We start from the raw sequence: 14,214 nt of genomic DNA on the forward strand, positions 1-14,214 counted from the left end.
ATGGTGCGCCGCGTCCTCTCGCTCACATCCGGCCGGATCGCCGTGGGCATCCTCGTGCTGATCGCCCTGCTCGCCGTCTGCGGTCCGTGGCTCGCCCCGCAGGATCCCCTGGCGACCAGCGACAACACACTGGCTTCGGCCTCGGGAGCCCACTGGCTGGGCACGGACTACCTGGGGCGTGATGTGTTCAGCCGGCTGCTCGACGGCTCGCGGATCAGTGTGCTCGGGTCGCTCGAAGTCGCGCTGATGGCCCTCGTCGTCGGCGCGATCCCCGGCATCCTGTCCGTCTACTCCGGCAGGGTCTTCGAATGGCTGACCCTCCGGCTGGCCGACACCCTGGTCGCCCTGCCGTTCCTGCTGTTCGCCATCGCCGTGATCGCTCTGCTGGGCAACGGCATCACCCAGGCCATGCTCGTCACGGGCGCGCTGGTCTCGCCCCTCTTCTACCGGGTGTCCAGGGCCGCCACGCTGGCCGTGGCCCGCTCACCGTACGTGGAGGCCGCCATCGTCTCCGGCGCCTCGGTGGGCTGGGTCGTACGCCGCCATGTCTGGGTCAAGGTGCTCCCGCCGGTCGCGGTGGCGCTCGCGCAGACCATCGGGGTGGGCTTCGTCATCGTCTCCAGTCTGACCTTCCTGGGTATCGGCGTGCAGCCGCCGGCTCCCACCTGGGGCGGGCTGCTCGCCTCCGACCTCGGCTACCTCAGCCACCAGCCCTGGGCCCCGGTGGCACCCGCACTGCTGATCATGGTCACCGTCTGGGCATGCAATCTGCTCGCCGACGCCATCCGCGATGTCTCGGGCGAGGCGGGACGCGCCTTGGTCAACCAGCGCAGGGCCCGGGCGCACACCGGCACGTCCGCACCCGTCTCCGTGGGAGGTTCCCGATGAGGACCCTGTCCCAGAACACCGCCCCGCCGCACACCGAGGATCGCGTGAGCGACGGGTCCGCCGGCACGGCCGTCCCCGCCGCTCCCCCGGTGATCGCCGTACGCGACGTCCGGATCGGCGACCGGGTCACCGACCGGGAGATCGTCCACGGCGTCGGCTTCGAGCTCACCCCCGGCAAGGCGGTCGGCATCGTCGGCGAGTCCGGCAGCGGCAAGACCCTCACCTGCCGGGCCGTGCTCGGCATCCTGCCCCCGCACTTCGAGGTCTCCGGCGGAACCGTCGAGATCGACGGGACGGACATCGCCACGCTGACGCCCCGGCAGTGGACCGCCCTGCGGGGCACCACGATCGGCGCCGTCTTCCAGGACCCGGCGTCCTACCTCAACCCGTCGATCCGGGTGGGTGCCCAGATAGCCGAGGTCATCCGGGTCAAGAAGGGCGTGAAGCGGCGCGAGGCACGCAGGCGCGCACTCGACCTCCTGAGGGCGGTGCGGCTGCGGGACCCGGAGCTGGTCTACGGCCAGTACACGTACGAGCTGTCGGGGGGCATGCTCCAGCGCGTCCTGATCGCCGCGGCGATCGCCGTCGAACCACGGGCCCTGATCGCCGACGAGGCCACGACGGCGCTCGATGTCACGGTCCAGGCCGAGATCCTCGACCTCCTCGCCGAACTGCGCGAACGCACCGGCCTGGCACTCGTCGTCGTCTCCCACGACCTGGCCGTCGTCTCCCAGTTGTGCGACGAGGTCCTGGTCATGCGTCAGGGCGAGGTGGTGGAGCAGGGCCCGACGGGCTCGGTGCTGCACGACCCGCAGCACGCGTACACCCGGCTGCTGATGGCCGAGCACGAGAGTTACGGCCTGGACACGTTCCTCGCCCAGGAGAACCCGAGCCCCGAGGAGGCGTCATGAGCGTCGCGTCGCCACAGGCCGGCAAGGCCCAGGTCGCAGTCCAGGAGAAGGAGATTCCCGCCCCGGTCCTGGCCGTCGAGGGCCTCGATGTCCGTTACGGCCGGGGGCGCCGGGGCCGGAGCGCCCTGCGGGGGGTGTCGCTGAGCGTCGCCCCCGGCGAGACCGTCGGTGTCATCGGCGAGACGGGCTCCGGCAAGTCCACGCTGGCCCGAGCAGTGCTCGGCCTGGTGCGTGCCTCGGCGGGATCGATCCGGGTCGGCGGTGACGAGGTGACCGGCTACGGCAGCCGCCGGTGGCGCGCGCTGCGTCGCCGGGGCATCGTCCAGTACGTCTTCCAGGACCCGCTGCGCAGCCTCGACCCCGATCTCACCATCGAGGACTCCCTGATCGAGCCGCTGCTCATCCAGGGGGTGCCGCGCAAGGAGGCGGTCGACCGCGGCCGGGCGTTCCTCGACCGGGTCCACCTGCCCACGGACCTGCTCGGGCGACTGCCGGGGGAGCTCTCCGGCGGGCAGCGCCAGCGGGTCGCCGTGGCCCGCGCCCTGGTCACGGAGCCCGCCCTGGTCATCCTCGACGAGCCGGTCAGCGCCCTGGACTCCGCGAACCGGGTCCAGGTCCTGGAGATCCTCAAGGAGCTGCGCTCCGCCGGGACCTCACTCGTGTTCATCTCCCACGATCTCGGTTCCATCGCCGGGACCGCCGACCGCATCGCCGTGCTCTACAGGGGGGAGCTCGTCGAGGTGGGAACGGCCCGTGACGTCATCAACCACCCGCAGCACGTCTACACACGCCTGCTCGTCGGCTCCGCTCCGACTCTGCACAAGCGGACCACCGGCCGCGCCGAGCGCGAAGCCCTGCGCGCCCGGCTGAGTGACTGAGCGACTGAGCACGCACCACCGACTTTCCGCACCACCGAGAGGAACAGCCATGTCCCGCAGGATCCATCTCGCACTGCACCCGTACGGCGTCGGCGGCCCCGGCCAGCACGGTCTGTGGAAGGACCCGCGCGTCGCGAAGAACGCCAGCATCGACATCAACTACTACATCCAGCAGGCCCAGGCGGCCGAACACGCCCTGTTCGACGCGCTGTTCGTCGTCGACAGCCAGTTCATCAACTCCACCTACCCCTCGCACTACCTGAACCGGCTCGAACCGCTCACCCTGCTCTCCGCCGTCGCCACCCACACCAAGCACCTCGGCCTGGTGGGCACGGCCAGCTCGACGTACAACTCACCGTTCAACCTCGCCCGCAGGTTCGCCTCCCTCGACCACATCAGCTCCGGGCGCGCCGGATGGAACGTGGTGACCAGCTTCGACACGGGGACGTCGAAGAACTACGGGCTCGACGAACACCTCGACTACACCACCCGCTACGGCCGCGCGCTGGAGTTCGTGGAGGTCGCCCGCGGCCTGTGGGACTCCTACGAGGACGACGCCTTCCCAGCCGACGTGGAACGCGGTGTCTTCCTCGACCCGTCCAGGCTGCACGCGCTGGAGCACGCCGGGGAGCACTTCAAGGTCGCCGGGCCGCTCAACATCTCCCGCTCGCCGCAGGGGCAGCCGGTCATCTTCCAGGCCGGGGTCTCCGACGAGGGCCGCGACCTCGCCGCGCGCGTCGCCGAGGGCATCTACGCGCCGGGCGGCACGCTGGAGTCGGCCAAGGAGTACTACGCCGACATCAAGAGGCGCACGGCCGCCTACGGGCGCGACCCCGACCACATCAAGGTCTTCATCCACGGCGGTCCGATCGTCGGCGCGACCGACGAGGAGGCCAGGCGCCGGGAGCGGGAGATCTTCGACGAGGACAACGACTTCGCGAGCAACCTCGCGCTCCTGGGCCGCTCCTTCGGCGCGTACGACTTCAGCACGCACGACCTGGACGCGCCGTTCCCCGACGTCGCCCATCTCGCGGAGAAGGGCGGCAGGACGGGCGCCGGGAAGATCATCGAGCGCGCCAGGGCCGAGAAGCTGACGTTGCGCCAAGTCGCCGAGTCCGTCAACGCGTTCCGCCACTCGCCGTTCGTCGGGGCCCCGGAGACCGTGGCCGACACCATCGAGCAGTGGTCGGACGCCGGCACCCTGGACGGCATCAACCTCGCCTTCCGCAACAACGAGGATCTCAACCGCTTCGTGGACGGGGTGGTGCCGCTCCTGCAGAAGCGCGGTCTGTTCCGCACCGAGTACGAGGCCGACACCCTGCGCGGCAACCTCGGGCTGCCCGTCCCCACGAACCGCCACACCGCCGAGCGCGCGCTCGTGAACGGAGCCTGATCCGGGATGAGCGAGTACACGGACTACCACGCCCCCGAGGGACTGCGCACACGCGCCACCGTCCTCGTGGTGCCCGGCCGGGGCGAGACCCGGGCGACCTACACCAGGCTCGGCAGCCGACTGGCCGCCGACGCCTACCGCGTCCGCGTCATCGACGCTCCCGGCCTCGACGAGGGTGACCCGACCGGATCGCTGGACCGCTTCGGCGCACAACTCGCCGTGGCTGCCGAGGACTCGGCCACGGATGACGACGGTGTCGTGCGCCCCCTCGTGCTGGTCGGCGCGGACAGCGGAGCCGTCGCCGTCGCTGCGCTCCTCGGCCGGGACGTCGTGCCGCGGGCCGCGCGGCCCGACGCCGTCGTCCTCGCGGGGATCCCCGGCGGCGGGACCACGGCCGTCGGCGACTGGGAGGAGGAGCTCGACGTGCGTACCGCCTGTCCCGCCCACCGGGGCAGGCTCACGGAGGACACCGGGATCCGGCGCGGCGCGCTGGACGAGGCGGTGCCGGAGGCTCTGCTCGCGGCGGCGCACGGCGCGGGCATCGACGTCCCCGCGCTGTTCCTGACCGGCGACGCCGATCCGCTCGCGGACCGCGAGGCGCTCGTGCGTACGGCGAAGTCGCTGCCGAAGGCCCGGCTCTCGGTGGTGCGGGGTGCGCACCACGACGTACTCAACGACATGCAGCACCGCTCGGTGGCCGCGGAGATCGTCACCTTCCTGGAGACCTTGCGCAACGGGCTCGTGCCGGTCGTGTCGGTCGATTCGAGTGCGTGGTAGCGGCTGCCCCGCACAGCAGTGCCGTATTTCCGACACGACAAGAAAGCAGGGCTCTCCCATGGCAACCATCCTGTCCGTCTCCGGCAGTCCCTCCGCCACCTCCCGCACCGCGCGGCTCCTGCGTCACCTGGACGACCGGCTCAGGGACCAGGGGCACGACGTGACGCCGCTGGACGTACGCAACCTGCCGGCCCAGGCTCTGCTGGGCGCCGACTTCAGGCACCCGGCCGTCGTCGAGACCACGGCGCTGTTCGAGTGGGCGGACGGAGTGGTCATAGGCACCCCCGTCTACAAGGCGGCCTACTCGGGGCTGCTCAAGGCGCTGCTGGACCTGCTGCCGCAGTTCGCGCTGGCCGGCAAGACCGTGCTGCCGCTGGCCACCGGGGGCAGCACGGCCCATGTGCTGGCGATCGACTACGCGTTGCGGCCGGTGCTGAGCTCCATGGGGGCGGCGCACATCGTGCCGGGCTGGTTCACGCTGGACAAGGACATCACGACCGGCGACGACGGCACGCTGACCGTCGCACCCGGCACGGCGGAGGCCCTCGCCCAGGTCACCGACGCCTTCTCCCTGGCGCTGGGCGGACGTACGGCGGTGCTCGCGCCCACGGGCTGAGGAGAAGACGCGGGGGCGCGGGCCGAAAAGGCGCCCACGGGCTGAGGACGCCCCCTCCCCCTCAGGCCGCCGTCAGACGCCGCCACACCGCCTTCGCCGCGTGGTGCCCCGACATGCCGTGCACGCCGGGGCCCGGCGGGGTGGCCGACGAGCAGAGGAAGACCGCCGGACGCGCGGTGGCGTACGGCACGCGGGCGAGCTTGGGCCTGAGCAGCGTCTGGAGCCCGGCGAACGCCCCGGTGGAGATGTCACCGCCGACGTAGTTGGCGTTGCGGACGGCGAGCCGGGGCGGTCCTGCCACCGCGCGGGCCAGGACCAGGTCGCGGAAGCCGGGGGCGAACCGCTCCAGTTGGCGCTCGATGACCTCGGTCGCGTCGCCCTCCCAGCCGGCCGGGACATGCCCGTACACCCAGAAGACATGGCGGCCTTCGGGTGCACGGGTCGGGTCGACGACGCTGGGCTGTGCGGTGATCAGGAAGGGGACGCTCGGGTCGCGGCCGGCCACCGCGGCGCGCAGGGCGGCGTCGATCTCGGCGGCGGAGGGGCCGACATGAACCGTGCCGGCGCGCCGGGCCTCATCGGCCGTCCAGGGCACGGGGCCCGAAAGCGCGTAGTCGATCTTGAAGCAGGAGGGGCCGTAGCGGTAGTGGTCGTAGGCGCCGCCGAGTCCGGCGATCCTGGCGAGCGCGGTCGGCGAGGTGTCGAAGATGTACGCGCGTGCGGGTGGGAGTTCGTCCAGGCGCTTGACCTCGATGCCCGTACGGATCGTGCCGCCCTGTTCGCGCAGGAAGGCGGCGAGGGCCTCGGAGATGGCCCCCGAGCCACCGCGCGGCACCGGCCAGCCGTTCTCGTGGGCGGCGAGCGCGAAGAGCAGGGCGATTCCGCCGGTCGCGAAGCCGCTGCCGGGTGCGATGGTGTGCCCGGCGAGACCCGCGATCAGGCCGCGCGCCTTCTCCCCCCGGAAGCGCCGGGCGAGCAGCGTGGCCGGCTGCACCGCGTCGAGGCCGAAGCGCGCCCAGCGGTACGGGTCCCGGGGCAGGCCGTCCCACGGGGTGCGCAGGAAGTCCTCGGCGAGGGTGTCCCAGTGCCCTGTGTAGGGCGCGACCAGCCTGCGATAGGCGCCCGCGTCCTCGGGCCCCAGCGACATGGCGCTCTCCCCGACGGACCGGGTGAGCACGGCGGCCGAGCCGTCCGGGAAGGGGTGGGCGAGCGACAGCGGCGCCTGGAGCCATTCGAGGCCGTACCGGGCGAGGGGCATCGCCTTGAAGGCCGGGGATCCGATTCCCAGCGGGTGCACGGCGGAACACGGGTCGTGGCGGAAGCCGGGGAGGGTCAGCTCCTCGGTGCGCGCACCGCCCCCGACGGTCTCCCCCGCCTCGAACACCTCCACGGCGAACCCTCGGCGCGCCAGCTCGACCGCGGCTGTCAGCCCGTTCGGGCCCGCCCCCACGACGACGGCATCCAGCATCGATGGCACCTTCGGACTCCTTCGTCAGCCGATGGCCAGGGCACCCAGGATATTCACCCGCACCGACAACGGACCCCCGGGTGGCCCCCCCCCCGGGGTCGGCATCGGGCTTGTGCCGGATGTATGACCATCCCGTGCCCGCGCCGTGTCGGACCTGTGCCAGGTCCGCTCCTGGGCCGGAAGTAATAGATGTACGTGCAACCCTTCGACGTTCGCACCCGTCTCCCAGTGCGGTAAGTGTTCATGCCGGAGACGGCATTTCTTCCACCGCACGCCACGACGAGGGAACTTCTATGACACACCCCCTTCCCGGCCGACGTCTTTCGCGCGCCGCGATCGGTGTACTCGCCGCAGCCGCGATGACCGGGCTCGCCTCCATGCCCGCCGTCGCCTTCGCCGCGGAACCGGACCTCGGGGTCGGGCCGATCGCGCCGATCACGGGCGCGCAGCCCGGCAGCGGCGTCGATGTGCCGTTCTCGGTGCTGAACAAGGGAACCGAGGACGTCGACAAGGTCTGGGTGAGCTACTCCGTCACGTCGGGTCTGGCCGCGGCGGACAAGTACGGGAACTGCAAGTACCACACCGAGCCGTCCTACGACGAGGCACCGGAGAAGAGCGTCGCCGAGTGCGCCTTCGACCAGCCGCTGAAGCCCGGCGTCGTCTACGTACCGGACCAGCCGATCGGGCTCAAGGCCCAGGCCAACGCCCTGCACGACGAGATCAATGTGGGCGTGGACACCGTGGAGTCCGGACCGTCCGACGGCGGCGGTTCGGAGCCCGTGCCGGGCACCGGCGCCCCGCTGAAGCTGGTCGAGAAGGGCGAGGCGACCGACAAGGACCGGGCGGACCACGACAAGCTCTACTCCATCGGCGAGGTCAGCACGGAGAACACGGCCGACTTCTCGCTGACCGGTGCCGAGCTCGACGGCAAGGTGGGCGACAAGGTCACCGCTTCGGTGAAGTTCACGAACAAGGGCCCGGCCTGGGTCTACCGCGGGCTGGACCAGAGCGCCACGACCGTCGACATCCGGATCCCCGAGGGAACCTCCGTCGTCAAGGCCCATGACTACTGCGACGCGGTCTCCAAGACGCACTACACCTGCGGGACCTCGCAGGCGTGGGTGAACAAGGACGGCGGCGAGACGTACCCGTTCGTCCTGCGGATCGACAAGGTCGTGGAGGGCGCGAAGGGCGAGGTCTCCTTCACCGGGGCGGACCGGTCCTTCGACAAGAACCCGGACAACGACACCGCCGACATCGTTATCAACGCCGCTGCCGGCGGCAGCACGGGCGGTTCGTCGAACGGCGGCTCCTCCACGGACGGTTCGTCGAGCAACGGTTCGTCCACCGGCGGCTCGTCGACCGACGGGTCCACCACCGGCGGCTCGTCGACGGGCTCCTCCACCAGCGGCGGTTCGGCCACCGACGGCCTCGCCGCGCAGTCGGCGAAGAGCGGCGACCTGGCGAACACCGGCTCCGGCTCCACCCTCCCCATGGTGGGCGTGGCGGCGGCAGCGCTGATCGCGGGCGGCGGCATCTTCTACGCCGTCCGCAGGCGTGCGGCCGCCGGCACCGACTAGCAGCACACGCACCACGGCTGTGGCCGGTACGGGAGTCCCGTACCGGCCACAGCCACGAGGCACTAGCTCCCGCCGGCCCGCAGTGCCGCGAGGATCCGCTCCGCCGTCGCCTCGTCCCTGGCCGCGGTGAACGGCAGGGCGTTGCCTCCGGTGATGCGGTACGGGGCGCCCGCCAACGTCGACTGGGCGCCACCCGCCTCGGTGACCAGCAGGAGACCCGCGGCGTGGTCCCACGCGAACTCCCAGTTGAACGCCACCGCGTCCTGGGCCCCGCTGGCGACGGCGAGGTATTCCAGGCCGGCCGAGCCGCACGCGCGGGCGTCGATGCCCTCGGTCCGCAGGCCGAGCAGCGCGCGCTTCTGGGCCTCCGATGTGTAGTCGGGGTGGGACATGGCCACCTTGAGCACCGCACCCGGCGCGGGTGAACCACTGTGCAGCACCGTGCCGTTGAGCGTGGCGCCCCGGCCCCGTACGGCGACGGCCATCTCGTCGAGGACGGGGGCGTACGTCCAGGAGGCGTACACCTCTCCGTGCCGGGCGAGGGCGACGAGCATGCAGAAGCCGGGCTCACCGTGGACGAACTGGCGGGTGCCGTCGACCGGATCGACGATCCACACGGGCGCGTCGCCACCGAGCGCGTCGTAGACCGTGGGGTCGGCGTGGACGGCCTCCTCGCCGACGACGACGGAGCCGGGCAGCAGCCGGGTCAGGGCGGCGGTGAGGTGCTCCTCGGCGAGCCGGTCGGCGGCGGTGACCAGGTCGTGCGGGCCGCTCTTCTCGACGATCTCGTGTGCGGCCAGCTGCTGGTAGCGCGGCAGGATCTCCGCGGCGGCCGCGGCCCTGACCACCGCCTCCACCTCGGCCGTCGCCCCGGCGTGCCCGGCGGTCCCGTACAGAAAGTCATCGATCATGGCCCCAGCTAAGCATGGTCGGCCGGAGAGCTCCGAGCAGGGCTTCCATGCCCCCGCGCACCCCGTGTGCCCGGTCCCCGCACACCCCGTGTGCCCGGTCCGCCGGGGACCGGGCACACGGGGGCGGGCGCGGATCAGCCCGCGCCGTCGGTGCGGCTCCGGGCCTCGCGGTGCGCGCGGATGATGCCGGCGTAGCTGCGACCGCTGGCCTTCACGGTGCGGCGCTGCGTCCCGTAGTCGACGTGGACCAGGCCGAAGCGCTTGTCGTAGCCGTACGCCCATTCGTAGTTGTCCAGCAGCGACCAGGCGTAGTAGCCGGCGAGCGGGGCTCCCTTGCGGGCCGCACGGGCGCAGGCCGCCAGGTGGTCGTGCAGGTAGGCGATGCGTTCGGAGTCGTCGATGACGCCGTCGGCACCGATCACGTCCGGGTAGGAGGAGCCGTTCTCGGTGACGTACAGCTCGCGCGCCCCGTACTCCTCGGTGAGGCGCAGCAGCAACGACTCGATGCCGCTCGCGTCGACCTCCCAGTCCATGCCGGTGCGCGGGCGGTGCGACCGGTCCACCTGGCGGGCGAAGGGCGCGGGGCCGTCCGGGTCGTCCTCGACGACGGCGGGGAAGTAGTAGTTGAGTCCCAGCCAGTCGAGGTCGGTGGCGATGGTCCGCAGGTCTCCGTCGCGGACGGGCAGGTCCACGCCGTAGATGTCGACCATGTCCTCGGGGAAGCCACGGCCGTGCACCGGGTCGAGCCACCAGCGGTTGGTGTGTCCGTCCATGCGGCGGGCCGCCGCGATGTCCTCGGCGCTGTCCGATGCGGGGGCGACGGTGGAGAGGTTGTTGACGATGCCCACCCGGGCACCCGGGGCGGCGGCACGGATCGCCTCGGTGGCCAGGCCGTGTCCGAGCAGCAGGTGGTAGGCGGCCCGCACGGCGGTGGTGAGATCGGTGATGCCCGGGGCCATCCGCCCTTCGAGGTGGCCGATCCACGCGGAGCACAGCGGTTCGTTGAGCGTCGCCCACCGGGTGACCCGGTCGCCGAGCCGCTCGGCAAGCACCGACGCGTACGCGGCGAGGTGGTGGGCGGTGTCGCGGGCCGCCCAGCCGCCGCGGTCCTGGAGCACCTGGGGCAGGTCCCAGTGGTAGACGGTGACGCTGGGGGTGATGCCCGCTTCCAGCAGCCCGTCGATCAGCCGGTCGTAGAAGTCCAGCCCCTTGAGGTTGACCTCGCCCTCACCGCCGGGCAGGACGCGGGGCCAGGCCACCGACAGCCGGTAGGCGTCCGTCCCCAGCTCCTTCATCAGCGCGATGTCCTCGCGCCAGCGGTGGTAGTGGTCGCAGGCGATGTCACCGTGGTCGTCGTTGTCGGTCTTGCCCGGCGTGTGGGAGAAGACGTCCCAGATCGACGGGGAGCGGCCGTCCTCGGTGACGGCTCCCTCGATCTGGTAGGCGGACGTCGCCGTCCCCCAGGCGAAGTCCTTCGGCAGGGCTCCGAAGTCGATGGGCTCGGTCACGGACATCCTTTCGTGCGGTGGGCCGGCGGGTGGCTCCGGTGGGTCACTTGACCGCTCCCGCGGTCAGCCCGGCCACCAGGTAGCGCTGGAGCAGCAGGAACCCGGCGACCACGGGAATGCTCACGACGAGCGAGGCGGCCATGATCTGGTTCCAGTACACGTCGTTCTGGGTGGAGTAGCCCTGGAGGCCGACGGCGAGGGTGCGGGTGGTCTCCGTGGTCATGACGGAGGCGAACAGCACCTCGCCCCAGGCCGTCATGAACGCGTACACGGCCACGGCGACGATGCCGGGAATCGCCGCGGGCACCACGACACGGAACAGGGCCTTGAGCGGCCCGCATCCGTCCACCATGGCGGCCTCGTCCAGCTCCCTCGGCACGGACTCGAAGTACCCGATGAGCATCCAGATCGAGAAGGGCAGCGAGAAGGTGAGGTAGGTGAGGATCAGACCACCGCGCGAGCCGAACAGCGCGATGCCGGTGGCCTCCCCGATGTTCACGTAGATCAGGAACAGCGGCAGCAGGAACAGGATGCCGGGGAACATCTGCGTGGACAGCACCGTGACGGTGAAGACGCGCTTCCCGCGGAACGTGTAGCGGCTGACGGCGTAGGCCGCGAACACCGCGATGATCACGGAGAGTACGGTCGCTGAGCCCGCCACGATCAGCGAGTTGACGAAGTACCGGCCGAGCGGCACCGTCCCCCAGATGTCGAAGTACGGGCGGATCGTCAGTCCGGTGGGGATCCACTGGAACTTGCCCGACACATCCTCCAGCGGCTTGAGCGAGCTGGAGATCATGACGTACACGGGCAGCAGGACGAAGCCCGCCAGCAGGGTCAGGAAGACCCGCCGTGCCCAGATGAACGAGCGCGGGGAGGCCATCGGCGAGCGCGGGGCGCGGCGGCCTCCCAGGACGGTGTTGCTAGCCACGTGAGCCCTTCCTCCCTCTGGAGGTGAACCCCAGGTAGATCGCCGTCACCAGGAGCAGGAACAGCAGCAGGAGGACCGACATCGCGGCTCCGGTGCCGAAGTTCCAGGTCGCGAACGACGATTGGTAGATGTGCACGGAGATGAGGTCCGCCGACTCGGGTGCCGCCTTGCCGAACAGCACGAACGGCGTGTTGAAGTCGTTGAACGTCCACAGGAACAGGACGAGGACCAGCACCTGGTTGACCGGGCGCAGGGACGGCAGGGTGATGCGGCGGATCTGCTGCCACATGCCGGCGCCGTCCAGGGCCGCGGCCTCGTAGAGGTCCTTGGGGATGTTCTGCAGACCGGCCATCACGATCAGGAAGGCGAAGGGCCAGCCCTTCCAGACCGAGACGACCAGCAGGGTGAAGAAGGCGTTGTCACCGATGAGCCAGAAGGGCAGCCCGTCGGTGAGGCCGAGCTGGTCGTGCAGGACGTGGTTCACCAGGCCGTTGTCGCGCTGGAACATGAACGCCCAGGTGATGACCGCCGCGTAGACGGGCAGGGCGTACGGCACGAGGAACAGCGTCCGCAGGAAGCCCCGGCCGGCGAAGGCCTCCTGCATGAAGATGCTCGCCGCGACACCCAGCAGCCAGCACAGGCCGACCGCGAGCACGGTGAACAGACAGGTGACCCAGAACGAGTGGAGCAGGGCCTTGCCGACGGGAGCGTCGAAGTCGACAGCGATCCTGAAGTTCTCCAGGCCGCGCCACGGAGCGGCGGACCAGTCCCGCAGATAGAACTGCGTGAGCTCCTTGAACGCCATGACGAAGCCGAAGCCGATCGGCACCAGATGGACGAGGAGTTCCAGCAGGACGGCGGGGAACAACAGCAGATAAGGGAGACCGATGCGGCGGATGCGCCCGGGGCGGCGCTGCTTGCGCGGCGCCTCCCCGGGGGTGTCCTGGTGCACCGTCGGGCTCCCCTTGTCGGGGTTCACGATGGTGGTCATGGACGCATCACTCACTGACTGGCCATCTGCTGCTCAGCCTTGGTGAGCTCGGCCTTGACGTCCGCCGTGGTGATCGCCGCGCCGCCCGCGGCCTTGGCGAAGAGCGACTTGACCGCGGTGCCGACCGACGTCTCGAACTGCGACTCGTCGGGGACCTGCGGCAGAGCGGCGGCGCTGGTGGCGAGCGTCTCCCTCAGCACCTTGAGCTCGGGCCGGTCGAACGCCGGGGCGTCCTGGGCCGCCTTCACCGGCGGGACCGAACCGTACGCCTCGCAGAGGATCTTCTGCTCCTCGTCGCTCGTCATGAACTTCACGAAGTCCGTGGCGCCGTCGAGGTTCTTGCTGTTCTTGAAGACGCCGATGTTGATACCGGCGACCATCGAGTTGACCTGCTCGCCCTCACCCGGCACACCGGACTGGACCGGCACAGGGGCGACACCCCAGTCGGAGTCCTTCATACCCTGGGACTTGAAGGTGGTGGCCGCGGCCTGCCACAGCACCATGGCGGTCTTGCCCTTGGAGAAGTCGCTGAGCGACTGGTTCTGCGCGTACTCCGCGTTGCCGGGCGCGATGATCTTGTCCTTGGCCATCATGTCGACGTACTGCTTGACCGCCGCCACGACCCCGTCATCGGTGAAGGTCGGCTTGCCCGAGGAGTCGAAGAAGTCCGCGCCGTGCTGCTTGGCCAGGGCGAACACCTGGTGGATGTTGTTGGAGAGGTTCGACCCCTCGGCCCCTATCCCCCACTTGCCGCCCTTCGAGATCTTCTTGCCCGCCTCGGAGACCTCGGCCCAGGTGGCCGGCGGCTTCTCGATGCCGGCCTCCTCGAACATCGCCTTGTTGTAATAGAGGGCGTAGGCCATCGAGTAGAGCGGAAGCGCGGCCGGGTCCTTGTCCTCGGCCCCCGTCGAACCGAGCGCCGATTCCACGAAGCGGTCGCGCCCGCCGACCTTCTCGAAGTTCTTGTCGTCCCAGGGCAGCAGCGCGCCGGTCGCCTGGAGCGAGGACGACCAGGTGTTGCCGATGTTCAGGACGTCGGGACCCTGACCCGACGTGGTGGCCGTGAGGATGCGGGTGAGCAGGTCCGACCAGGGGACCACTTCCAGCTTGACCTTGATGCCGGTCTGCTTCTCGAACTTCTTCAGCTCGGGAGTCAGGATCTTCTTGTCGGCTTCGAGGTTGGGGCCCTGGTTGGAGGCCCAGTAGGTGAGCGTCTTGGATGAACCGGACCCGCCGCCCGTGGACTCGCCGCCACCACATGCGGTCGCGCCGGCGAGCAGAGATACGACGGCCACGCTGCTGGCGACTGTGCGGATTCTTCGCATGCTCCAGGTGTCCCTTCCTGAGGAGCTCCATGCCGGA

The 14,214-nt window shown here is 70.6% G+C and carries 13 protein-coding genes; 7 read left to right on the top strand and 6 right to left on the bottom strand.

From position 1 onward, the window contains the following. The 6 genes from OG623_RS04745 to ssuE are packed head-to-tail and all read left to right on the top strand — an operon-like array spanning position 1 to position 5,463. Positions 1–888 (top strand): ABC transporter permease, encoded by an 888-nt coding sequence (locus OG623_RS04745; RefSeq protein WP_406144551.1) that lies wholly within the window; start codon positions 1–3, stop codon positions 886–888. Continuing rightward, positions 885–1,799, top strand: coding sequence for an ABC transporter ATP-binding protein (locus OG623_RS04750; protein ID WP_406144553.1), 915 nt, complete (start codon positions 885–887; stop codon positions 1,797–1,799). Before OG623_RS04745 ends, OG623_RS04750 begins: the two co-directional genes overlap by 4 nt. Then, complete coding sequence (locus tag OG623_RS04755) at positions 1,796–2,677, top strand: ABC transporter ATP-binding protein (RefSeq protein ID WP_406144555.1); 882 nt, start codon at positions 1,796–1,798, stop codon at positions 2,675–2,677. Before OG623_RS04750 ends, OG623_RS04755 begins: the two co-directional genes overlap by 4 nt. A gap of 49 nt (positions 2,678–2,726) precedes the next feature. After that, positions 2,727–4,070, top strand: coding sequence for an LLM class flavin-dependent oxidoreductase (locus OG623_RS04760; protein ID WP_406144557.1), 1,344 nt, complete (start codon positions 2,727–2,729; stop codon positions 4,068–4,070). A 6-nt stretch (positions 4,071–4,076) separates the two neighbouring features. After that, positions 4,077–4,847, top strand: coding sequence for an alpha/beta hydrolase (locus OG623_RS04765; RefSeq protein WP_406144558.1), 771 nt, complete (start codon positions 4,077–4,079; stop codon positions 4,845–4,847). A gap of 58 nt (positions 4,848–4,905) precedes the next feature. Further along, positions 4,906–5,463: an NADPH-dependent FMN reductase gene (gene ssuE / locus OG623_RS04770; RefSeq protein WP_406144559.1), complete on the top strand. Its 558-nt coding sequence runs from the start codon at positions 4,906–4,908 to the stop codon at positions 5,461–5,463. A gap of 61 nt (positions 5,464–5,524) precedes the next feature. Here ssuE and OG623_RS04775 read toward each other — a convergent pair whose 3' ends face one another. Continuing rightward, complete coding sequence (locus tag OG623_RS04775) at positions 5,525–6,940, bottom strand: phytoene desaturase family protein (protein ID WP_406144561.1); 1,416 nt, start codon at positions 6,938–6,940, stop codon at positions 5,525–5,527. Between the two features lie 284 nt (positions 6,941–7,224). Between OG623_RS04775 and OG623_RS04780 the strand changes: the two genes are divergently transcribed. Continuing rightward, positions 7,225–8,511, top strand: a complete 1,287-nt coding sequence (locus tag OG623_RS04780; protein WP_406144562.1) for an LPXTG cell wall anchor domain-containing protein — start codon at positions 7,225–7,227, stop codon at positions 8,509–8,511. Positions 8,512–8,573: 62 nt separating this feature from the next. Here the strand turns inward: OG623_RS04780 and OG623_RS04785 are convergent, their stop codons facing one another. The 5 genes from OG623_RS04785 to OG623_RS04805 form a co-directional block, all read right to left on the bottom strand. Then, the gene (locus OG623_RS04785) at positions 8,574–9,422 is read right to left on the bottom strand and encodes an inositol monophosphatase family protein (RefSeq protein ID WP_406144563.1); all 849 of its coding nucleotides are present in this window, start codon (positions 9,420–9,422) and stop codon (positions 8,574–8,576) included. Positions 9,423–9,556: 134 nt separating this feature from the next. Then, a complete protein-coding gene (locus OG623_RS04790) occupies positions 9,557–10,936 on the bottom strand; it encodes a GH1 family beta-glucosidase (protein WP_406144565.1) in 1,380 nt (459 codons plus the stop codon). 37 nt (positions 10,937–10,973) lie between these two features. Continuing rightward, positions 10,974–11,813, bottom strand: coding sequence for a carbohydrate ABC transporter permease (locus OG623_RS04795; protein WP_406151677.1), 840 nt, complete (start codon positions 11,811–11,813; stop codon positions 10,974–10,976). A 40-nt stretch (positions 11,814–11,853) separates the two neighbouring features. Next, positions 11,854–12,852, bottom strand: a complete 999-nt coding sequence (locus OG623_RS04800; protein WP_406144567.1) for a carbohydrate ABC transporter permease — start codon at positions 12,850–12,852, stop codon at positions 11,854–11,856. A gap of 11 nt (positions 12,853–12,863) precedes the next feature. Further along, on the bottom strand, positions 12,864–14,177 hold the full coding sequence (locus OG623_RS04805; RefSeq protein WP_406144568.1) for an ABC transporter substrate-binding protein: 1,314 nt from the start codon (positions 14,175–14,177) through the stop codon (positions 12,864–12,866). Positions 14,178–14,214: the final 37 nt, after the last annotated feature.

Source organism: Streptomyces sp. NBC_01012, assembly GCF_045162755.1.
GTDB lineage: Bacteria > Actinomycetota > Actinomycetes > Streptomycetales > Streptomycetaceae > Streptomyces.

Coding starts and splice junctions, on each gene's coding strand:
- ssuE (WP_406144559.1), top strand. CDS start 4,906: ATGGCAACCATCCTGTCCGTCTCCGGCAGTCCCTCCGCCACCTCCCGC.
- OG623_RS04755 (WP_406144555.1), top strand. CDS start 1,796: ATGAGCGTCGCGTCGCCACAGGCCGGCAAGGCCCAGGTCGCAGTCCAG.
- OG623_RS04745 (WP_406144551.1), top strand. CDS start 1: ATGGTGCGCCGCGTCCTCTCGCTCACATCCGGCCGGATCGCCGTGGGC.
- OG623_RS04765 (WP_406144558.1), top strand. CDS start 4,077: ATGAGCGAGTACACGGACTACCACGCCCCCGAGGGACTGCGCACACGC.
- OG623_RS04800 (WP_406144567.1), bottom strand. CDS start 12,852: ATGACCACCATCGTGAACCCCGACAAGGGGAGCCCGACGGTGCACCAG.
- OG623_RS04805 (WP_406144568.1), bottom strand. CDS start 14,177: ATGCGAAGAATCCGCACAGTCGCCAGCAGCGTGGCCGTCGTATCTCTG.
- OG623_RS04790 (WP_406144565.1), bottom strand. CDS start 10,936: ATGTCCGTGACCGAGCCCATCGACTTCGGAGCCCTGCCGAAGGACTTC.
- OG623_RS04750 (WP_406144553.1), top strand. CDS start 885: ATGAGGACCCTGTCCCAGAACACCGCCCCGCCGCACACCGAGGATCGC.
- OG623_RS04760 (WP_406144557.1), top strand. CDS start 2,727: ATGTCCCGCAGGATCCATCTCGCACTGCACCCGTACGGCGTCGGCGGC.
- OG623_RS04780 (WP_406144562.1), top strand. CDS start 7,225: ATGACACACCCCCTTCCCGGCCGACGTCTTTCGCGCGCCGCGATCGGT.
- OG623_RS04785 (WP_406144563.1), bottom strand. CDS start 9,422: ATGATCGATGACTTTCTGTACGGGACCGCCGGGCACGCCGGGGCGACG.
- OG623_RS04795 (WP_406151677.1), bottom strand. CDS start 11,813: ATGGCCTCCCCGCGCTCGTTCATCTGGGCACGGCGGGTCTTCCTGACC.